General features: G+C 48.4%; 16 protein-coding genes. 12 read left to right on the top strand and 4 right to left on the bottom strand.

Annotation, left to right across the window (positions count from 1 at the left end; genetic code table 11):
- Nucleotides 1-5: 5 nt before the first annotated feature.
- Nucleotides 6-392, bottom strand: coding sequence for a response regulator (locus tag ACKU41_RS06505; protein ID WP_319780531.1), 387 nt, complete (start codon nucleotides 390-392; stop codon nucleotides 6-8).
- 247 nt (nucleotides 393-639) lie between these two features.
- Between ACKU41_RS06505 and ACKU41_RS06500 the strand changes: the two genes are divergently transcribed.
- Genes ACKU41_RS06500 through ACKU41_RS06485 form a run of 4 tightly spaced genes read left to right on the top strand, consistent with a single transcriptional unit; the run spans nucleotide 640 to nucleotide 5,721 of the window.
- Complete coding sequence (locus tag ACKU41_RS06500; RefSeq protein WP_321404691.1) at nucleotides 640-1,722, top strand: hypothetical protein; 1,083 nt, start codon at nucleotides 640-642, stop codon at nucleotides 1,720-1,722.
- A gap of 3 nt (nucleotides 1,723-1,725) precedes the next feature.
- A complete protein-coding gene (locus tag ACKU41_RS06495) occupies nucleotides 1,726-2,943 on the top strand; it encodes an ABC transporter substrate-binding protein (RefSeq protein ID WP_319780529.1) in 1,218 nt (405 codons plus the stop codon).
- Nucleotides 2,940-4,970 (top strand): ATP-binding protein, encoded by a 2,031-nt coding sequence (locus tag ACKU41_RS06490; RefSeq protein WP_319780528.1) that lies wholly within the window; start codon nucleotides 2,940-2,942, stop codon nucleotides 4,968-4,970. The genes ACKU41_RS06495 and ACKU41_RS06490 overlap by 4 nt, the downstream gene beginning before the upstream one ends.
- A 37-nt stretch (nucleotides 4,971-5,007) precedes the next feature.
- On the top strand, nucleotides 5,008-5,721 hold the full coding sequence (locus tag ACKU41_RS06485) for a response regulator (protein WP_321404690.1): 714 nt from the start codon (nucleotides 5,008-5,010) through the stop codon (nucleotides 5,719-5,721).
- Between the two features lie 95 nt (nucleotides 5,722-5,816).
- Here ACKU41_RS06485 and mltG read toward each other — a convergent pair whose 3' ends face one another.
- The 3 genes from mltG to ACKU41_RS06470 form a co-directional block, all read right to left on the bottom strand.
- The gene (gene mltG, locus ACKU41_RS06480; RefSeq protein ID WP_321404689.1) at nucleotides 5,817-6,938 is read right to left on the bottom strand and encodes an endolytic transglycosylase MltG; all 1,122 of its coding nucleotides are present in this window, start codon (nucleotides 6,936-6,938) and stop codon (nucleotides 5,817-5,819) included.
- Nucleotides 6,860-7,267 (bottom strand): Holliday junction resolvase RuvX, encoded by a 408-nt coding sequence (ruvX, locus tag ACKU41_RS06475; RefSeq protein WP_319780525.1) that lies wholly within the window; start codon nucleotides 7,265-7,267, stop codon nucleotides 6,860-6,862. The genes mltG and ruvX overlap by 79 nt, the downstream gene beginning before the upstream one ends.
- Nucleotides 7,268-7,481: 214 nt before the next feature.
- Nucleotides 7,482-11,024, bottom strand: coding sequence for an FAD-binding and (Fe-S)-binding domain-containing protein (locus ACKU41_RS06470; protein WP_321404688.1), 3,543 nt, complete (start codon nucleotides 11,022-11,024; stop codon nucleotides 7,482-7,484).
- 472 nt (nucleotides 11,025-11,496) lie between these two features.
- On the opposite strand from ACKU41_RS06470, the gene ACKU41_RS06465 reads away from it, so the two are divergent.
- From ACKU41_RS06465 to ACKU41_RS06430, 8 genes are all read left to right on the top strand, one after another.
- Complete coding sequence (locus ACKU41_RS06465; RefSeq protein ID WP_319780523.1) at nucleotides 11,497-12,636, top strand: aminotransferase class V-fold PLP-dependent enzyme; 1,140 nt, start codon at nucleotides 11,497-11,499, stop codon at nucleotides 12,634-12,636.
- A gap of 355 nt (nucleotides 12,637-12,991) precedes the next feature.
- On the top strand, nucleotides 12,992-13,585 hold the full coding sequence (locus ACKU41_RS06460; protein ID WP_321404686.1) for a TetR/AcrR family transcriptional regulator: 594 nt from the start codon (nucleotides 12,992-12,994) through the stop codon (nucleotides 13,583-13,585).
- 13 nt (nucleotides 13,586-13,598) lie between these two features.
- On the top strand, nucleotides 13,599-15,734 hold the full coding sequence (locus tag ACKU41_RS06455) for a SulP family inorganic anion transporter (protein WP_321404685.1): 2,136 nt from the start codon (nucleotides 13,599-13,601) through the stop codon (nucleotides 15,732-15,734).
- Between the two features lie 12 nt (nucleotides 15,735-15,746).
- A complete protein-coding gene (locus ACKU41_RS06450) occupies nucleotides 15,747-16,961 on the top strand; it encodes a response regulator (RefSeq protein WP_321404684.1) in 1,215 nt (404 codons plus the stop codon).
- A gap of 24 nt (nucleotides 16,962-16,985) precedes the next feature.
- On the top strand, nucleotides 16,986-18,728 hold the full coding sequence (locus ACKU41_RS06445) for an ATP-binding protein (RefSeq protein ID WP_321404683.1): 1,743 nt from the start codon (nucleotides 16,986-16,988) through the stop codon (nucleotides 18,726-18,728).
- A gap of 1 nt (nucleotide 18,729) precedes the next feature.
- Complete coding sequence (locus ACKU41_RS06440) at nucleotides 18,730-19,086, top strand: response regulator (protein ID WP_319780518.1); 357 nt, start codon at nucleotides 18,730-18,732, stop codon at nucleotides 19,084-19,086.
- Between the two features lie 20 nt (nucleotides 19,087-19,106).
- Complete coding sequence (locus ACKU41_RS06435) at nucleotides 19,107-19,736, top strand: sensor histidine kinase (protein ID WP_321404680.1); 630 nt, start codon at nucleotides 19,107-19,109, stop codon at nucleotides 19,734-19,736.
- Nucleotides 19,737-19,772: 36 nt separating this feature from the next.
- Nucleotides 19,773-20,201 carry a response regulator gene (locus ACKU41_RS06430; protein WP_319780516.1) on the top strand — a complete coding sequence of 143 codons (429 nt, stop codon included), beginning with the start codon at nucleotides 19,773-19,775 and terminating at the stop codon, nucleotides 20,199-20,201.
- Nucleotides 20,202-20,383: the final 182 nt, after the last annotated feature.

Raw genomic sequence — 20,383 nt, 5'->3', positions numbered from 1 at the left:
TAGTATCAGTCCTCAATGTTCAGAATTGATTTGGCAACCTCAAGAATTTCGTCCGGATCGAAAGGTTTAGTCATGTACCGTTCAGCTCCAAGTTCAAGGCCGTGCTTGCGGTCGGCCTCCTGTCCTTTGGCGGTAAGGAGGATGATATTTACATTTGAAAGCGAAGAATCTTCTCGCACAGCCTGACATACTTCATAGCCGTTCATATATGGCATCATGATGTCGAGAAAAACCAGTTCCGGGCGTTCTTCGCGGATGCAGTCCAATCCTTCTTCCCCGTTCTCGGCTGTGAATAATTCTACGCCATAGTCGTCTTCAAGTTCTTCCAGAGTTTGTTCTAGAAGCATCCTGATGTGGACTTCGTCATCCACAACTAGAATCTTTCCGGCCATGCGTCCTCCCTATCTGTTACCAAACTGTGCCTATATTTACATATTGTGTTCAATGTCGGCAAGGGGTAGGTTAATGAAATTAAAAAATATTTGTATTGTAGGAATGTAGTGTATACTGGCTTCAAAAGTCAGGATATACTCATTTAATATAGCGGTGACCTTTTGTCAGTAATAAGCTAGCTTGAACTGTACCTGTATACCGTAAAAAGGATGGGGTACTTTTAATGACCACAACGGTTTTTTTTATATGATACAGTCCAAAGTAGATTCAAGATTTCTGGGAACAATTCAAGATACCTTTCACGGCCTGCCACCGATGCAGGGCGAGGTGAAGGTGTTTTTTATATTTCTGACCATAGGTATCTTGCTGCTTTTGTTCGGTTATTGGTTGAAAAAATACGGTGCCAAGAAGTTCTTAAATGCATTGTTGAAAAACACCCCTTTGGGGGTCCATTCTCAGATGGTGGACGAAGATGATACTGTCCCGGAAAAGCGCGGGGGACAGTTTTCGCGAAATGCCGGATCCGGCAGCGGGGCTTGGAAAGTCTCAAGTGATGAGGATATTCTTAACAAACTGGTCATGAGCCGTTTGCAGGTGGACGTGCTTGTGGAACGTTCCGGTCAGCGTTCTCTTGTGGCAGTAGTTACTGTTGCCGGGGTTGAAGGGCTTGATATTGTAGTTACTTTCGAAGATCTGGTCAGTGACGATTTGCTTGAGGTCGATTCCCAGGTTAAGTGCATTTTTCCGGAAATGATGCGGGATGGTAAAAAAGTTAATGCTTTTGTCGGGTTGGTGAAAAGCAAATCTCCCGAAAAAGGCATGGTTATAACCCGCCGGTCCTCTTTCGGTTTTATTAAGCGCAGGATCTTTGCCCGGCGTAAGGTTGCGGATCAGCGTTATATCAAGATTAAAGTATGGCGTCTTGAATCCGAGGACTATAACATTGACTTTATGCTGGACAATACCGAGCCTGATATACTTATCGATAACCGTAAATTTAAAACGCCTAATCCTTCAGCTCCACAGGTTCTTGATATTTCAAAAGGCGGCATTGCCCTCACCGCCATGGTCCGTAAGGGAAGCAAGGTCATAGCCCGTAATGACAAGGTTATTTTGTGTATGCTGATCTACCAGCCCGCGCGAAATTCTTTCCAGCCGCACCTGATCTATGCGGAAATCCGGGCAGCACGTGGCTTGGGCCGGGGCATGTCCCGTCTGAGTTTACAATTTATGCGTAGCCTGAAAATTCCGCCACGTAAACGCAGTTCCCTTTTTAAAGGGCAGGCGGTTATGGCTATGAGCCTGAGTCATCCCGAACATGAAAGCTAGGTTATGAAAAAAAAATTATTTCTGCTCCTGTTTTTGCTTCTGTTTCTGCTTCTTATCGCATGTGAACGCACTGTATCTGTAAAGGTTGAGGAAAGTCAAAACGCAGGCATTTATCCGGACAAAGTGGTACTTGGTGCGTCTTTGGCCCTTGAGGGGCACGCCAGCTATCTGGGTATCCAGACTCTGCACGGGGCTCTTGCATACCTTAAGCATGTCAATGCAAACGGCGGAGTCCATGGAAGGACGATTGAGGTTGTTGCCTACGATGATTCCTACGATCCCCCGAAATGTTTGATCAATACCCAGAAGCTGATAATCGAGGACAAGATTTTTGCCTTGTTCTGTTATGTGGGTACACCTACAACGGTGGAGGTCCTTCCGCTGGTTGAGGACGCCCGTATCCCCTTGCTGGGGATGTTTACCGGTGCCGATGCCTTACGCAAGCCGTTTAACCGCTATCTGATCAATATCCGTCCTTCTTACTATCAGGAAACCCGTGAAGCTGTACGCCATATGGTGGAGGACCTTGGGATCACTAAAATTGCTGTCTTCTACCAGTATGACGCCTTCGGTTTTGACGGGTTGACCGGGACTGAATTGGCTTTGAAGGATTACAATCTGGAACCCGTAGCCAGAGGTTCCTACACCCGTGGTTCCCTTGATGTAAGTGAGGGAGTCGAGCGAATCAGGGATTCCGGGGCGGAGGCTGTTTTCATGATCGGGACCAGCGGGCCATGCATCAAATTTATGGATCGGCTTGAGAGTGAGGGAGTCAGTCCGGTTTATTATACGGTCTCATTTATGGGAGCGCGTGAATTTGCCCGTAATCTGAAATCAGGCAAGGAACTGGTTATCATGTCGCAAGTGGTTCCGCCTTTTGCTGACGACAGGGATCTTTCCAGTTCTGAAGCTGCGAGCTACATTGAGCTGCTGAAGCAGTATTATCCGCAGGAAACTCCCAGCCTTGTCGGACTGGAAGGTTTTTTCAACGCCCGTATCCTTGTGGAAGGTTTGAAGCGCAGCGGACGAGACCTCAGCAGGGAGGGTTTTATCCGGGCAATTGAAACCATGAATAATTATGAAATTGCGCCGGGTATTACAGTCTCCTACGGCGATGCTGATCATCAGGGAATGGACAAAGTTTATTTCACCCGTTTGAGTGAAGGCCGGTTCGAATTGATCAGGAATTGGGCCGAGCTGAGAAATGGAGCTGTGAAATGAGCTTTTTTACAAAGCAGAATCTTGTAGAGCGTTTTTCCGGACTGACCCTTAAGAATAAGATTTTTTTCTCAACTCTTGGGGTTATCCTGATCATCAGTGCAATTATCGCCCTGCTGGCGCGGTGGATTCTGGTTTCTTCTTTGACCAAGGAACTGGAGTTGCGCGGGGTGGCAATTGCCTATTCCATTGCTGAACGCGGCGCCGGATACATTCTCGATAAGGATTATCCACGGCTGCTCAGTCTTGCTTTTGAAGAGGCAAAGCTGCGTGAGCGGCAGCATCTTATCACTTACATCTACATTCTGGATAAGGATGGCAAAGTGCTTTGCCATACTTTTACCCAACCGTTTCCCAAGGGGCTTGATCTCGCCAACCCAATTCCGCAAGGAGACGGCAAATCAGTTCGGCGTATTGATCTGGGCAGGACTTCCGCATACGACATTGCCGTACCAATTAAGGAAGGGCTGTACCGTATCGGAACTGTCCATGTGGGATTGAACAAAATTCATATTGATGAACTGGTTTCCACCCTCAGGTTTACTTTTCTGGGCTTTATTTCTTTTGTTGTCATTATTATCTTTGTGATCAGCCATCGTCTGGCCAAGTATATTACCCAGCCGGTCAGTACCTTGACCCGTGTTTCAGATGAGCTTTCAAGAGGAAATTTCGATTTCAGTCTCGATCTGCTTGCCGGCGGTACGGACTGGAATGCTTCCAATTGTCCGGCCTATTACAATACTGATTTTCCATGCTGGCATTTTGATCTTTCAACCGTAGGTGATGACAGGGAGATCGACGGTCATGCCAATCTTCAGCAGTGCCGGGACTGTCATTTCTACTACAAACGCGAAGGCGATGAGGTAGTCAAGCTTGCTGATAGTTTTCGCAATATGGTCTGGTCAATCAAGCTCTACCGTCGCAGGTTGCGTGAGTCCGAAGAGAAATACAAGTCGCTTTTTGACAGCGGCCCGGACCCTGTTCTTGTGGTTTCCTGTGAGGATTTTAGAATTATTGATGCCAACCCGCGTGTTACAGAGCTTTACGGCTACTCCCGGCAGGAATTGATCGGGGAGGAGTTTCTCAGGCTGGGGCCGGAAGCCAACGAGGAATGTATCAAGGCTTTCGAGGAATACGGCGGGCCTTCCGGTTGTGTGTATTATCCCAAGATTCTTCATTATCGTAAGGGAGGGACTCCCGTTTACGTGAATATGCATGTCTGTCCCATCACTTATAAGAGTCAGCCGTCCATGATTGTGGCGGTGAATGATGTTACCGAAATTATTGAGAAGGATGCCCAGTTGGTCCAGGCTGCCAAAATGAAGTCTCTTGGCGAAATGTCTGCCGGGGTCGCTCACGAGGTCAATCAGCCGCTCAATGCCATCAAAATGGGCAGCGAATTTCTCGCGCTCATGGCCGAGCAGGGGCGTGATGTCCCGGCAGCCCAGTTGCAGGAGGTCGCCAGTGAAGTCAGCAATCAGGTTGACCGTGCTGCCGAGATTATCAGCGCCCTGCGTGCCTTTGGGCGTAAGTCGGGATTCAAGACCGACAGAGTGGACATCAATGCTCCGGTGAACGGGGTTCTTGCTCTGGTAACCAAGCAGTTCGAGTTACAGAATATTTTTATCCATTTGAATCTTGTGGAAGGACTGCCCAAAGTTATTGCCGAAGATAACCGCCTGCAGCAGGTTTTTTTCAATCTGGTAAACAATGCCCGCGATGCCATTGCCGAGAAACGTGAAAACCTTGGCTTGGAGAGCGAGGATTTCATCAATATCGACACTTATGAAGACAGGGGGCTTGTTTGCGCCCGTGTTTCCGATACCGGTGCAGGAATTACTGAAGAAGTGCGCAACAAAATATTTGAGCCTTTTTTCAGTACCAAAGAGGTAGGATATGGGATGGGCTTGGGTCTTGCCATTACTTATGGAATAGTGAGAGATTACAAGGGCAGCATCGATATTGAAAGCGAACCCGGAAACGGAACTTCTTTTATAATTTCCTTTCCTGCTGCACCGGACGAAAATTAAGGTAAAATGAAAGATATAAGTTATTCAGGGGTTGGGCATGAGCAAAATTTTAGTAATTGATGATGAAAAAGCTACTTTGAGCATGTTTAAGATGCTTTTGACCGCTTACGGGCATGAGGTGCTTACTGCTGAAAACGGTGAAGAGGGGATCAGTCTTTTTGACTCCGAAAAGCCTGACCTTGTTATGACCGACATCAAAATGCCCGGCATGGACGGCCTGCAGGTTTTGGGAAAAATAAAATCTATTTCACCGGATTCAGAAGTTATCGTCATTACCGGGCACGGGGATATGGAACTTGCCATCAAGGCTCTTAATCTGGATGCTACGGATTTCCTTAACAAACCGGTCAAGCGTGAAGAGCTTGAGAAGGCCCTGCTGCTTTCTGCTGACAGGATCAAGTTCGCCCGCAGCAGGCAGAAGGATATCTGCCTGACCCTTGAAGATGAGTTAGCGGTTATAAATATCAGCGGTAACCTGACTTCTAAATCCGAAGGCCTGTTGCTGGATGTCTTTGATGAAGCTCTCAGTACGGCCAAAGGAAATTTTCTGCTCATATTTCAGGAAAAGTCATCCATTAACGGGGCAGCTATGGATTCTTTATTCAAGCTGGTGGAAAAAGCCCGTACTCGTGGGTGCGGTATACATATTGCCGGGCTATCCGAAAATTTTCGTTCAGTACTCGATTCCATGGGGATAACCCAGATGGCTTCTGTTTATGCGACTGAGCAGGAAGCGCGGAAGAGTTTGTAGAAATTTAATTTGCCGGAATTACCATGATAATGAAAAGGGCGGTCCTGAGTCATCTGATTCAGGACCGCCCTTTCTTATGCTTGTATGTAGATTCGTTAGTTGTAAGACCTGTACGTTTGCCTGTTCCTGCGCAACTGATACTTCTTCACAGCTGCATTATGCTCCTTTAACGATTTGCTGAAATAATGCGAACCGTCTCCCTTGGCTACGAAATAGAGATATGAATGTTTTTCCGGATTGATCGCTGCTTCAAGAGAGTCGAGGCCCGGTGAGCATATGGGACCGGGAGGCAGTCCCCTGTGCTGGTATGAGTTGTAGGGGTTGGATTTGTCGGTCAGATGTTTTTTACGCAGGTTGCCGTCAAATGTTTCGCCCAGCCCGTAGATGATAGTCGGATCACACTGGAGCAGGTAGCCTTTTTCAAGACGGTTGGCAAAGACACCGGCAATGGTGCGTCTTTCTCGAACATCTCCGGTTTCTTTTTCGACTAGCGAGGCAAGAATGACGGTTTTATGGATTTCCTGCGGGGATGGCAGCTTGCCGTCCCAAGCCTTGTTAGCGGCTTTGCGGAACTCTTTGAGCATGGTCTCTACCATGACTTTCCCGGTATCGCTTTTGGGTCTGGTCAGCAGGTAGGTCTCCGGAAAAAGATAACCTTCGGCGTTTTTGGCCGGTATTTTGTACTTAGCCAGCAGTTCCGGATCTGAAACCGCCTTTTTGAATGCTGCATATTCTGTCAGTCCGGACGCGTCTGCCTTTGCGGCAGTAGCCCACCATGTCAGACCTTCGCGGACAGAAAATTTATGCAGGATACCGGAAGATGTGGTCAGGGTTTCGAGTACCTGCGGGGCGGTCATGTTGGACCATAGGCTGAATTCCCCGGCCCGTACTTTTGAAGCCTTGCCTTGAGTTTGCGCGTATTCACGGAATTGCTTGGCGTTGGTTATCAGCCCGGCTTCGGCAAGGTCGCCAGCAACAGTCCAGAGCGGCTGACCGGGGGCTATGGTGAAAAGAATTTCGCGTCCTTCCTGTTCCGGGGGGACATTGAGAAAGGTCCAGTTGCGGTACATGAACCAGCCTGCAACCAGCATGAGTGCCATGCACCCAAAGGCGATGGCAGGCATCACAAAACGAAGAACTATGCTCGGGCGAGCCACGTTTCCAGAATTATTTTCGCAGCCTGGCTGTCCAGATTCTTTTTTCTTTTCCGGTCCCAAAGTCCGGCCTCCTTGAGTTCGTCTTCCGCTGCAATAGAGCTGAGTCTTTCATCAACAAGATGTATGGGCAAGTCAACCCTTCGTTCCAGCGAAGCCGCAAAATTACGTACCTGTCTGGTAGTCAAAGTATCTTCCCCGTCCAGAGATAAGGGAAGGCCGATAACAATGTCATCGACCTTCTCATTTTCTATAATTTCAAGCAACTCCGAGAACATTGCGTCGCGGGTGGTGCGTTCCATCACTTTGAGCGGAAAAGCAAACATCCGTTCCGGGTCTGTAATCGCCAAGCCGACACGCTTGGTCCCGAAGTCTATGCCTAATGCTTTCATGTAATGCCTTCGGCGACCCTGCCGGGGGCCTTAAACCCTTTTGCAAAAGGGTTTAAGAATCCCAAAACCGTTTATTAGGGCTTCGCCGTTTTACTTGCACATTCCTCACTGAAACTACTAAAAGTTTTTGGGGTTCTTAGCCCTTTTTTCAAAAAGGGCTAAGCCGCCTGAGGCAAAATGCGATTATTCTTAAAAGCGCGATAGCGCATCATATCTAAATCAATACTAATTCATCCTGACGGGTAGCGCGTTCGAGTTCTTTCTTGAAATCTTTGCGCCACTTGGGTCCGCCGATGAGTTCGGCCATGTATTCCACTGTGTGAAGTACGCGGTTATGTTTTTTGAGAGTCTGCATATTGCGTTTGATACCCACTTTGCAGGAAGGGCAGCCGACAAGTATCGGTGTTTCTTTACCATGTCCCTGAAGATCTTTTTTGAGCTGTCCGCCTTTGCGGTCACGCAGCTTATTGTAGATTTCAGGACTGGTGATGGAGCCGAGTCCAGATTCTCCGCAACAACCCGGAGAGAGGGTTACTTCAGCACCAAGCATGTCTGCAATGGCTTTACGGTAAATTTCCGGGGCCTTGTTCTTCTGCACATCCGTCCATTCAGTATGACAGGAGGCGTGGTAGATTACGTCCTGAGCATCCTTTACGGTGCTGAAGTTGAGGTTGCCAGGATTGTTCAGCAGATACTGCACTGCATCGCTGCGTTTGAGGTCGTATCCAAGCTCCCTGAATTCGTATGATTCAAGAGATTCGCGGCATGTTCCGCATGCGGTGATAAGGGTGGAAACCTTCATCCCCGCAATGGATGCCTTGGCAATGCGGTATTGGATGTCGCTGATATTGCGGTGGCGGTTTGTGTTGTATGCTTCAATACAGCCGCTTGCCAGCAGGGGGTAACCGCAGCAGAGGTGTTTTGCGGGCATGACCACGTTTACACCTGATTTAAGCAGCAGGTACAAGGTCGCCATACCGATGTCCTTGGAGAACAGTGACGCGCCGCAGCCGGGGAAGTAGTAAACACTGTCCGGTGCAGGAGTGTTCTGCAGGAACATGGACCCCTTGTCGAGCTGAATGGACTCGGACAGGTTGCGGAAATCCATGGCCGGAGTCTTGCTGTGCAGCATGGGTGATTCCATGCGTCTGCGCCAGTGACCGGGAATGAGCCCCACTGCCTTTGCCTGCAGCCCTGCGGAAAGGGAGAGGAATTTGGCAGTCTTGGGCAGCCTGCTCTGCGGGTCTTTGGCAATGAAGCCGAGGATCGCGTTTTTAATGGGATGTCCCCCGGTTCCCTTGTATTCGAGGAAAGAACGGATTTGCAGTGCCGCTCCGGCTGAATCAATTTTGATGGGGCAGACCGAAGTGCAGCGTCCGCAGGCGGTACAGTGCTCCATGATCTTGCGCAGCTTGGTCATCAGGTGCGGAGAAGGTTCGCCACGCTGGACCTGTGAATAGTAAATAGCTTCAATGAGCGCACCAAGGGCGATGTTCTTGTTGCGTGGATGGTACATGAGACCCTGCTCCGGGAAATACATGGGGCAGACCTGTTTGCATTTACCGCAACGTGTACAGGTCTGGATGTTCTGGAGCAGTTCCATCAGGTGCTCTTTGTCCTTGATGGCAGTCTTGTTCAGATCGTTGATCAGTCTGTTGAACGAGAACGTGTATGCCGGGGACGGGAGATCCCTGCGGGTCAGTTTACCGGGGTTGAGGATGTTAAGAGGGTCCACCTTGAGCTTGTATGCTTTGATGGCTTCGATTTTCTCCTCGGAAAGGTAGTCTATCTTGGTGATGCCGATACCGTGTTCACCTGAGACCTCTCCTTTAAGTTCAAGAACTTTCTTGAATACATCGTCAACAGCTTCGTGGGCGCTGTGCAGCATGTCCGGGTCGTTGGAGTTGACCGGGATGTTCACGTGGCAGTTACCGTCACCCGCATGCATGTGGTTGGCGATAATGATGCGCTGATCCTTCAGCTTCTTGAGGATTTTGTTGATTTCGGCATCCAGCTTGGGAAATTCGTCGCGCAGTTCCTGAAAGAGGTAGTGAACCTGTCCCTCAAGTTCCTGGTCGCTCATGTCCGTGCCGGTGATTTTGCCTTTGAGAATGTTGGTGGTCCGCTCAAGGGCCAGTTCAACTTTCGGTTCTTCAATGGGAAATCCCTGCAATTCCTTAACTGCAAGCAGGGAGCGGCGGTAGATTTTGGCAAGGTAGATAAGGTTCAGGTCCTCAAGGAAGTCCGAGAAATCCGGAATTACTTCAAGGGGAATTACGATGTCTTCGTTGACTTTGAACCCGGAAGTGCGCTTGGCGATTGCCGAGAGTTTGTGGCGGTCTTCCCAGAAAAGTTCAGCTTCTTTTTCATCGCGGGCAGCAAAGATGTCCACGCTGTCGTAGGGCTGGACAATGGAAAGGATGGTGTCCACCGCACTCTGCAGAGCGGCTTCGTCATCTGAATCAAGCTGCAGGATGAGTACGGAGATAGGTTCACCTTCGTACTTGTCAGACTTTTTAACATATTTAATAGCCTGCACATACTTGGGACCGAATTCTTCCAGTGCCGAAATTTTTACAAGGTCGCCTTCTTCGCGGATGGTGTCGCGCAGGGCCACTACATCCTTGATAACCAGCATTGCGTTACGCATTGAGCGGCCGTAAAATTCAAGGCAGAGCACACGGGAGTTGCTGGGTTTGGGATAAAGGGCGAAGCAGCATTCTGTGATGATACCGTCGACCCCTTCCTTCTGCACGCCGGGCAGACCGCCGAGATATTTGTTGGTTACATCCTTACCGAGTCCGGTAGTGCGGATTTCTTCGGCAGTGAGCTCAATAGTGTCGATGAGGCGGTCTTTGGAATCATAAATTTCAAAGGTTGCGTTCTCATGGGCGAAAATTTTGTGTCCGGGGTGACCCTGACGGCGAATTTCAATGAGATCACCTTTAGGCATAACCATCTTGTAACTGATGATGTTGTCGATGGTACAGCCGTATTCAAAGGCAAAAGGTCCGCCGGAGTTTTCGGAAATGTTACCCCCGAGGGATGAGCCCGCCTTGGATGCCGGGTCCACAGTGAAAAGCACACCTTTTTTATCCGCAGCTTTAATGGCATCGAGAGTGATTACCCCGGCCTGAGCGCAGAGAGTCATGGCTTCGGTGTCCACACTCAGAATTTTTTTGAAGCGGGCAAGGGAGAGCACAGCTGTGCGGTCCAGAGCGGGGATAGCACCCCCGGTTGCACCGGTTCCTCCACCGCGCGGGATAAGTCCGAACTGCATCTCATTGGCAAGACGTACAATAGCACGGACCTGTTCTGTATCTTCGGGAAAAAGAACTGCGATGGGCAGTTCGATACGCAGGTCTGTTGCGTCGGTTGCGGACTGGACTACGGTATGCGGATCAAGTCCGATACAGTGCTCGGGAAGAATCTCTTTCATCTTTTCGATGAACCTGTCCTTGAATTCCTTATCCGCATCCTGTTTGAGCCAGAAATTTTCAACAGCACGGGCCAATCGTTGCGGATACTCGCCGGAAAGGGTCGGGCGGGCAAGTGTCAGGGTGCGGGAAACTGATTTACGGACCAATTCGGGGTCGATGAAGGGGTTGTAGCGCACAAGGAAAAGTTCGGCAGCGATGCTTTCCGCAAGGGTGCGTACATCTTCTGGCCAGCCTTTAAATTCAAAGGGATCAAGGCCGAGCACCCGTTGCAGCAGTGCTTCGGCGGGAATGGAAATATGGGGACCTAATTGAGGCATAATTTCTTACCGTGAATAGTTTTTGTTTTTACAGGGAGGCAGAACACCATCCTGTGAAGAAAAAAGGGAATATAGGGACCACTGTGGTTAAAATCAAGCAACTATTTTGCAAAATAATGATTTTTTTCAGCTTTTTTTGGGAGGCCGAGATCATTAACTCTCTGAATTAATATGTAGTATTTTAGGAAACAGAGGATTGAGAAATGCAAAACAGTTTTTACATATCCGACAGCAGCCGCCTTTTGGGCCAGCAAGTGAGAGGCTTATAATAACAAGCCGGACTCCTTATGTATAAATACGGTAACGCCGATTGTAAAGGACTGTGTGTTGTTAATGCTTGACAGAATTGGTGGAACTGAATGATTATTTCTGCCTCCATATTTCTCACAATAGAACGTTTCTTTAAGCCTATTTCGAAATTCGCAATAAATTTCCAAAAAATTCATAAATCAGAAAAAGAGAGGGTCTAATAATGATCGGTGACGATTTTGCAGAGCTCCAACTTTTTATAACCGGCCCCATACTTTTGCGCGAAGAAGTGCGCAAAGCCGGGCTTCTTCCTGAATTCGGACACCGCGATGCGGAGAATCCCAAGCGCTTTGAACCAATTATGCGTAATCTGATGGCGATTGCCGGTAATCCTGAAGGGTATATTCCGGTTATATTCAACGGCTCAGGTACCAACGTGCTTGAATCCTCAATTCGTTCACTTGTTGCGGATTCAGATAAGGTGCTCAATGTTTCTGTGGGGGCGTTTGGCGATCTCTACCATCAGTTGGCTGTGGTCAACGGTAAGAATGCGGTGCAGCTGAAATTCCCTTATGGTCATGCTATCGATTTGGAAAAATTGAAAGATGCCCTCAAGGAGCACAAGCCGGACATTGTCACTTTTACCCATAATGAAACTTCTACCGGGGTCATCAATGATGTGGTTGCGGTTTGCGAAGTGATACGTGCCCACGGTGCGGAACCGATTATAGACGGGGTTTCTATTTTTGGGGGTGCTCCTGCATTAATTAATGAATGCAAGCCGCTCATGTATTGCACCTCTACTCAAAAGTCATTGGGGCTGCCAGCCGGGTACGGTATCGGATTTGTGAGTGAAAAAGCCCTGATTAAAGCTGAGTCTGTTGCAAACCGTGGTTATACTACGGACATTATCGCACAGGTTGGGAAGGCCAGAATCAACCAGACGCTGACCACTCCCAATGGTACCCTTGCCAACCAGATGTGTGTGCAGCTCGACTATATAGTTAATGATGAGACCGTAGATGGTCGCTTCAAGCGTCATGAAGAAATGCGCTCCATAGCTCATAAATGGGCAGAGACCATGGACGGCTATGAACTCTTCGCGCAGGAAGGTTACCGTTCTCCCAGCCTGACTACATTTAAGACTCCCGCACATATGAGCATCGACAAGCTCAAGGAAGTGAAAGAGCTTATGCGTGGTCATGGTTATCTTTTTGACCCCGGTTACGGCAAGATTAACAAGGAATTGGAAGAACAGGGTGAATCGCCTATCTTCCGTGTAGGGCACATGGCTGACATTATGCCAGAGATGCTTGAAGAATATCTTGAAGTGCTCGGCGGGGTAGTAAAAGGATTCAATTAGAATCAAGTCCATCCTTAAATGAAACAAGCCCGGTTTCGCAATAATGCGGAGCCGGGCTTTTTTTGTTTTTAATGTTTTTTTTGTAGCAGACACTCAGTTTTTCTTGAAAAAAATAAAAATATTTGCCAATAAAAACCGAGTGATAACTCAGTTTTTTAGATATTAGCGGGTTATGTGAAAAAAATATCATATATGTATTGGCGTATTTCTAACGTATAAATCCTAATATTTTAGCATATTAAATAGGTATTCGTATTGTAATTGTGAAAAAAAGGACGGGTTGACATTGAACCCGGATTCAGAGTATTTTTGATTCCGACTGAGTGCTCAGTCGGTTTTTGAAAGAGGAGAAATAATGACCAAGATGTCCAAAAAGAAGGCGGCAATACTGGAGGCTGCCACCATCCTTTTCGCCAATAAAGGTTTTACCGATACTTCCATGCAGGAATTATCCAAAATGACCGGAGCGGCGGAGGGGACAATCTTTTATCACTTCAAGAATAAAGAACACCTGTTGCTGACTATCCTCGAGGCAACCAAGGACCGTATCCTGGAGGAGTTCAAGGCCCACATGGAGCATCATGCACCGGGTACAGGCATTGAAGAGATGGAAGAGGTGGTTGCGTTTTACCTTCTTCTGGCTGGGCGTATGGAATATCAGTTTCTTCTTCTGCACCGACATTTCCTTTATCAGTTCGCCGAAAGTCGACCTGAGTTCCGGGAACACCTCGTGGACATCTATAATTGTCTGGTCATTCTTTTTGAGCAGGCTATCCAAAAGGGGTTGGAAGATGGCTCCATCGGCAAGGTCAATCCCCGGAAGAGTGCACTCATCATTTTTACGATGGTAGATGGTTTAGTGAGATTCAAGAATTTTAATCTCTACGATGCGGGTGCCCTGTACAACGAATTGATCAGGTCCATCCGTAGGATGTTGAAATCTAACTAGGGGTGTTTATCTCATGCTTACTAGAATTTTTCCTTTTTTGGGCTGGTTCAAAAAGTACAGCGGGGCGGCTTTCAGGGCGGATATCATTTCCGGTCTGACCGTTGCACTGGTACTTATTCCCCAGTCCATGGCGTATGCGCAGCTGGCGGGAATGCCTGCTTACTATGGGCTTTACGCCTCTCTGCTTCCGCCCATGGTGGCGGCTCTGTTCGGCTCCAGCCGGCAGTTGGCTACCGGCCCCGTTGCTGTTGTGTCCCTGATGACTGCAGCATCTCTTGAGCCTTTGGCGACGGCAGGCAGCGAAGGTTACATCGCTTACGCCCTGTTGCTGGCTCTGCTGGTCGGTTTTTTTCAGTTTCTGCTCGGTGTGCTGCGTCTCGGTCTGGTTGTCAACTTCCTTTCTCACCCGGTTGTCAACGGTTTTACCAACGCGGCAGCTATCATTATTGCTTCATCCCAGCTTTCAAAGATGTTCGGCGTTTATGTTGATAAGGCCGAACTTCATTTTGAAACCATCATGAGGGTTATCAAGGGCGCAATCCACTACACCCATCTACCTACTTTGGGCATGGGGGTTTTGGCGTTTGTGATCATGGTCGGGTTGAAACGGGTCAACCCTAAGATTCCCAACGTGCTCTGCGCGGTTGTAATCACCACCCTGTTGTCATGGGCCACCGGTTTTAACCATGATGTCAGAGTTGATATCTCTGCCATTCAGGACACTGAAGTTCAGTCCGTGATTACTGATTTCAACAAATCCGTGACCGGTATTGAAGATCTGGCAGTCAAGCGTACTGAGATTGCGGCACTTGAAGACAAAGCCAAGAGTGAGAAAAATCAGATAGGCTACTACGATGCAGAACATGATCTTGCCGTGGTCAACTATCAGGTTAACGTTCTTAAACACCAGTCTCATGAGTTGCGAGCCGCTTTGCGTCACTTCCTTTTTGAAGGAGTGGAACAGGCTGACGGCAGCATGGCTTTTTACGTGGAAGGCAAAACTCCTGCAGGGCTGACTACCGATGGCCGAACCTGGAGGATCAAAGTCGGTAACAAGATGCTTGATACTGCCGCGTTGAAAATGATGGGCGGTGGTGCCGTTGTAGGAAATGTGCCTTCCGGCTTTCCGGCTCTGGCGATTCCTTCGTTGGACCTGAAAGTAATACTTAAACTCTTCCCCTTCGCGATAATCATTTCCCTGCTTGGTTTTATGGAAGCGATTTCAATTGCCAAGGCCATGGCAGCAAAGACCGGACAGAGGCTCGACCCCAACCAGGAACTCATCGGTCAGGGACTTGCCAACATGCTCGGTGCCTGCGGCTCTGCATATCCTGCCTCCGGTTCATTCTCCCGTTCCGCAGTTAACCTGCAGGCCGGTGCTGTAACCGGACTTTCCAGCGTATTCACTTCCGCTATCGTGGCTGTTACCCTGATGTTCTTTACCCCGCTGCTTTATAATCTGCCGCAGGCTGTTCTGGCCGCTGTAATTATGATGGCTGTTATCGGGCTGATCAACGCATCCGGTTTCATCCACGCATGGAAGGCCCAGAAATATGATGGAGCTATCTCTATTATTTCATTTGTTGCAACTCTGGCCTTTGCACCGCACCTTGATAAGGGTATCATGATCGGTGTGGCTCTTTCACTTGGCGTATTCCTTTATAAGAGTATGCGCCCGCGTGTTTCGAATCTGTCAAAGGGAGAGGACGAGGTCTTGCGTGATGCCAGCATCCACGGTCTGCGCGAATGCGACCATATTGCAGTTGTGCGTTTCGGCGGACCCCTGTTTTTCGCTAACGCAAGTTTTCTTGAAGACCAGATTACCGACCGTTTGTTGAATATGCCTAATCTGAAGCATATTATTCTGGTTTGCAGCGGTATCAATGACATAGACGCATCCGGCGAGGAAGCCCTTTCCCTGATTGTGGATACTGTCAGAAGCGGTGGCCGGGATATATCCCTTTCCGGTGTCAACGAAAGTGTTATGGATGTGCTTGCACGAACTCACTTACTTGAGAAAATCGGGAAAGATCATGTCTTTGCAGATACCGACAGCGCACTCTGCAAAACCCACGCTCAGGCCCATCATGATGGAACTGAGTCCGATTGTCCGCTCACAACTTACTGCCGTGTTCGCGGTAACGCTTAGTGGAGGTTGCTAATGTCTGATCTTTTTATTTTCAGTGGTCTGTTTTGTCAGACTGATGCCGTTATAAAACGCTTGATTGATGATATTGATTTCAAGCTGGTTACTGACAGCGACCTCGTGACCGAAGCCGCAGCGCTGGGAGGAATGAGTGAGAGCGCCATTGCCAAGGCTTTCTCTCCCAAAACTTCCATCTTTAATAAATTCAGCCATGAAAAGGAACGCTCGGTTTCATGGCTCAGGCTGGCTCTTGCCCAAAAACTGGCCGAAGGTCAGGCTTTACTGGTTTCCGGTCTGGTTACCCAGTTACTGTCTCAGGAAATCAGCCATGTTCTTAAGGTCTGCATCATTGATGACCTACAAAAAAGGTTGGAAACTGCCCGGATTATGTCCGGTCTTTCCGAATCTGAAGCTGAAAAGGAAATCCAGCACAGCGATGAGGAACGCACCGTATGGGTTCGTGAAGTCACCGGGATCAATGACCCCTGGGCATCATCCCTGTACGATATGATTATTCCTGCGGACAAAACCGGCGTGGATGAATCCGTGGCTTTGATCAGGGAACAGCTGAATAATGCAGCCGTGGAAGTTACCGAAGCTTCCAAACAGGCCGTGCAGGATTTCCTGCTTGCCGCCGGCGTTGAAACCAAGCTGGTCTCCAAGGGACACAACGTTTCCGTTAAAGCGAAAAACGGAAATGTCACCCTCTCAATCAATAAAAAAGTGCTCATGGTTGAGCGTCTTGAAAAGGATCTGCGCGAAATCGCTGAACCTATTGAAGGGGTTGAGAGCGTTGAAGTGGTCTTCGGCAAGGATTTCTATGAGGCGGATATCTACCGCCGCATGGATTTTGAATTGCCTTCCCGCGTTTTGCTGGTTGATGACGAGCGTGAGTTCGTTAAGACCCTGTCCGAACGTCTCCTGTTGCGCGACCTCGGTTCAGCTGTTGTCTATGATGGAGAATCCGCACTTGACGTAGTCAAAGAAGATGAACCTGAAGTAATGATCCTCGACCTTAAGATGCCCGGCATCGACGGCATAGAGGTTCTACGCCGGGTCAAGAACGAGCGCCCCAACATTGAAGTGATCATCCTTACCGGTCACGGTTCGGACGAAGACCGCAAGACATGTATGGCTCTCGGTGCTTTTGCTTACCTGAACAAGCCCGTGGACATAGATGTGTTGAGCAAGACCCTGAAAGATGCTTACGCCAAAGTGCGTAAATCTTAATCAATAAACTCGCCGGGGCAGGCCATGAATATAAAGGGAATATTCAAACCGGAATTTTTGGATGCGGAGCCTAAGTCCGTTGGTCCGTATAAGCAGCTGTTTGATTACAAGCGAATCTGGCAGCTGTGTTTAGGGCTATTGGTCATGGTTTCCCTTGTTCCCATTCTGATTATGGCCTCAATTGACTTCAGTGTCACTCGGGGAGCGATCATATCTGAAAATACCTTGGAGGCGGCAAGGACTACGTCCAATACCCGTCGTTCGGTATCTTACTTTCTGGAGGAACGGAAATCGGCATTACAACTGCTGGTTGAACTGCATGATTTCCGTTCCTTCGATGATCGCATCAAATTATCCGGGATGCTGAAGTCATTGAAAAACAGCTTCGGCGGATTCATCGACCTCGGTGTGATTAATAATCAGGGCAGACAGGTCGCTTATGTCGGACCTTATAACCTTGAGGGGCGTGAGTATGCCGGGCAGGACTGGTTCAAACAAACCGTGGAGCAGGGGGTCTATGTAAGCGAGGTTTTCCTCGGCTTTCGTGACAGCCCGCATATTGTTATCGCGGTCAAGCATATGCTTGATGAGAATGCGGGCCACTTTAAGATTCTGCGCGCCACACTGGATACCAAGCAGTTCAACGGTATTCTGGCCTCACTTGATCTTTCTGAAGGTGAGGACGTCTTTCTCGTAAACCGGGAAGGTGTACTGCAGACGCCATCCAAATGGAACGGCAATATCTTTTCCAAGGTCGGTTTCAAACTGCCGGAAAAATCCTTTCGGACCAAAGTTAAAGAAATTTCCTATCTTAAGGGTGATCCGGCCATGCTCGGCTATGCATATCTCAAGAATTCTCCATTCGTGCTTCTCTATGTGAAGACCGAGGCCGAATTCATGGGGGGCTGGCAGCGTTCGCGCAATACCGTGATCTGGTTCACCGTTTTCAGTATTGCTGTTATTATTATGGTGATGTGGGCAGTGGCGACCTACCTTGTAGAACGTATTTATACTGCCGATATGACCCGTTCGAAGGCCCTGCAGCAGATGGAGCACCATAACCGTATGGCCTCAATAGGGCGTCTGGCTGCCGGGGTGGCCCACGAAATCAATAATCCGCTGGCTATTATCAATGAGAAAGCCGGTCTGCTTAAGGATCTGTTCACTTTCAGCAAGGCTTATAAAGCGGATGACCGTGTTTTGGGATTGGTGGATTCAGTCATAGACTCGGTGGAACGCTGTGGGCGTATAACCAAACGGCTGCTTGGATTTTCCCGCAAGACTGAGGTTGAATTCAGGCCTGTATATCCACGTAAGGTCATTGAAACCGTGCTGAGCTTCCTCAGTAAGGAGGCCGAGTACCGCTGTATCGATGTCAGCGTTGATGTCGATGAACAGATTTTTGAAGTGGTAACCGACCGCGGCAAACTGGAACAGGTTCTGCTGAACCTGATCAACAATGCTTTTCAAGCCATGAAGGATGGCGGAGCATTGCATATCAAAGTTACAAGTTATGAAGACGGACTGGTTAATTTTTCGGTAAAGGATAACGGTTGCGGTATTCCCGCTTCTGATCTGAAAAGGATTTTTGAGCCGTTTTACTCTACTAAGAAACAAGCGGGCGGAACAGGATTGGGGCTGTCTATCACTTATGGTCTGGTGCAGGATCTCGGTGGAGACATGAAAGTGCAGAGTGAGTTGGGGAAAGGCACTGAGTTCAGTTTTTCGCTGCCCAAGGCTCCCGAGATTAATGGAGAGAGGCATTAGTATGAAGATTCTATTGGTTGACGATGAGTCCGAATTGGTTTCAGCCCTTGCCGAGAGGCTTTCTTTTCGCGGATTTGATGCCGACTGGGCCTGCTCCGGAGCAGAAGCCATAGACAAAGTGAGAGAGACGGAGTACGACCTCGCGGTTCTTGATGTAAAAATGCCGCGCATGAGCGGTTTGGAGTTGCGGGCCGAATTGGAGAAAGTCCGCTCCGGCATGAAATATATTTTTCTTTCCGGCCATGGTTCGGAAGAAGACTATAACGCAGGTGCGGCTAAGGCCGAGTGTTATCTGGTTAAGCCTGTGAAAATTGAAGAACTGGTGGATAAAATTAACATGGCTCTGGGATTAGAATAACCATCCATAAGGAGAAGCGCATGGGATTACTCATACAGAAAGATCGTGACGGACTCTGTTTTTTCGGGCAGATAAGTGCGGCTATTTCCCATGATCTCAAAAATGTTCTGGCCATCATCAATGAAGATGCCGGCTTACTGCAGGATTATTCATTAATGGCTAAGCAGGGTATGGAGCTTGATCCCGAACGTATGAACAAATTGGCGCAGAAAGTTCAGGAACAGGTTAAACGCGGAGACGGAATCATCAAGAACATGAACCGGTTCGCCCATAGCGTGGATCTACCGGAGTGTGAGGTTGATTACCGCGAACTGGTTGCGCTGGTTATTTCCCTGCTGACCCGCATGGCATCGCGCAAGTGCGTGACGGTCAGCCTCAAGGACGGCGATCAGGTCAAGGGCAAGGGTGACCCGTTTACCACCCAGATGCTCATTGCCAAAAGTCTTGAGTATGCCATGGACAGTGCCGTGAAAGATGGTGAACTCGGCATTGATGTGTCTTCCGCAGATAGTGGGTGCGCCATAATAATTTCCGGACTGGGTGAATCTTTGCCTGAAGAATCACTTGCCGAACTGGAATCAATTGCTGAAAGAGTGGGGGCTGAAGTTGCCGCAGACCCGCAGGTAAAAATCTTAAATATTAAATTTTAACTACTTTAAACTGCATCGTGCAGGTGGAGAAGAAAGATGGCAGAAAAAGTACTTCTGGTTGATGATGAAAAGGAATTTGTTGAAGGTCTGGCAGAACGTATGGAGCTGCGCGGCATGGATGTAACCGCATGTACCAATCCTCAGGAAGCCCTCGATAAGGTGGACAACGAAACTTTCGATGCAATCGTGCTTGATCTCCAGATGCCGGGTATTGACGGTATAGAAGCCCTTAAGCATATCAAGAAATCGCGTCCTGAAATGCAGGTCATCTTGCTCAGTGGTCACGCAACAGTTGAAAAAGGTATCGAGGCCATGAAGCTCGGTGCCATGGACTTTGTGGAAAAACCTGCCGACATCAATGTGCTCACAGATAAGATTAAAAAAGCACAGGCAAAGAAAATGATCCTCGTGGAAGAAAAAACCGAGGAAAAAGTTAAGGATATTCTCAGCCATAAGGGCTGGTAGGAATCAAGCTTTCATTGAGCCGTCCTGTAAAGTTATGACGGTTAATCGGGTTGCAACAGGGCTGTGGGATTATTCCGCAGCCCTGCTTATTTTTGTTCGGTGGAGGTTGTTGATTTTATTGAATCATCCGGTTTCACTGACTATTGTAGTTCAAGAATTGAAAGACAATAGTAAATATTATT

Source organism: Maridesulfovibrio sp. (assembly GCF_963678865.1).
In the GTDB taxonomy this organism is placed as follows: domain Bacteria; phylum Desulfobacterota; class Desulfovibrionia; order Desulfovibrionales; family Desulfovibrionaceae; genus Maridesulfovibrio.
This window is presented reverse-complemented; position numbering and strand designations above follow the sequence as displayed.

What these genes read in the sequence shown, in the direction of transcription:
- ACKU41_RS06495 (WP_319780529.1), top strand. Translation starts at nt 1,726, where the DNA reads ATGAAAAAAAAATTATTTCTGCTCCTGTTTTTGCTTCTGTTTCTGCTT.
- ACKU41_RS06500 (WP_321404691.1), top strand. Translation starts at nt 640, where the DNA reads ATGATACAGTCCAAAGTAGATTCAAGATTTCTGGGAACAATTCAAGAT.
- ACKU41_RS06450 (WP_321404684.1), top strand. Translation starts at nt 15,747, where the DNA reads ATGTCTGATCTTTTTATTTTCAGTGGTCTGTTTTGTCAGACTGATGCC.
- ACKU41_RS06470 (WP_321404688.1), bottom strand. Translation starts at nt 11,024, where the DNA reads ATGCCTCAATTAGGTCCCCATATTTCCATTCCCGCCGAAGCACTGCTG.
- ACKU41_RS06445 (WP_321404683.1), top strand. Translation starts at nt 16,986, where the DNA reads ATGAATATAAAGGGAATATTCAAACCGGAATTTTTGGATGCGGAGCCT.
- ACKU41_RS06485 (WP_321404690.1), top strand. Translation starts at nt 5,008, where the DNA reads ATGAGCAAAATTTTAGTAATTGATGATGAAAAAGCTACTTTGAGCATG.
- ruvX (WP_319780525.1), bottom strand. Translation starts at nt 7,267, where the DNA reads ATGAAAGCATTAGGCATAGACTTCGGGACCAAGCGTGTCGGCTTGGCG.
- ACKU41_RS06490 (WP_319780528.1), top strand. Translation starts at nt 2,940, where the DNA reads ATGAGCTTTTTTACAAAGCAGAATCTTGTAGAGCGTTTTTCCGGACTG.
- ACKU41_RS06465 (WP_319780523.1), top strand. Translation starts at nt 11,497, where the DNA reads ATGATCGGTGACGATTTTGCAGAGCTCCAACTTTTTATAACCGGCCCC.
- ACKU41_RS06460 (WP_321404686.1), top strand. Translation starts at nt 12,992, where the DNA reads ATGACCAAGATGTCCAAAAAGAAGGCGGCAATACTGGAGGCTGCCACC.
- ACKU41_RS06435 (WP_321404680.1), top strand. Translation starts at nt 19,107, where the DNA reads ATGGGATTACTCATACAGAAAGATCGTGACGGACTCTGTTTTTTCGGG.
- ACKU41_RS06455 (WP_321404685.1), top strand. Translation starts at nt 13,599, where the DNA reads ATGCTTACTAGAATTTTTCCTTTTTTGGGCTGGTTCAAAAAGTACAGC.
- ACKU41_RS06505 (WP_319780531.1), bottom strand. Translation starts at nt 392, where the DNA reads ATGGCCGGAAAGATTCTAGTTGTGGATGACGAAGTCCACATCAGGATG.
- ACKU41_RS06430 (WP_319780516.1), top strand. Translation starts at nt 19,773, where the DNA reads ATGGCAGAAAAAGTACTTCTGGTTGATGATGAAAAGGAATTTGTTGAA.
- ACKU41_RS06440 (WP_319780518.1), top strand. Translation starts at nt 18,730, where the DNA reads ATGAAGATTCTATTGGTTGACGATGAGTCCGAATTGGTTTCAGCCCTT.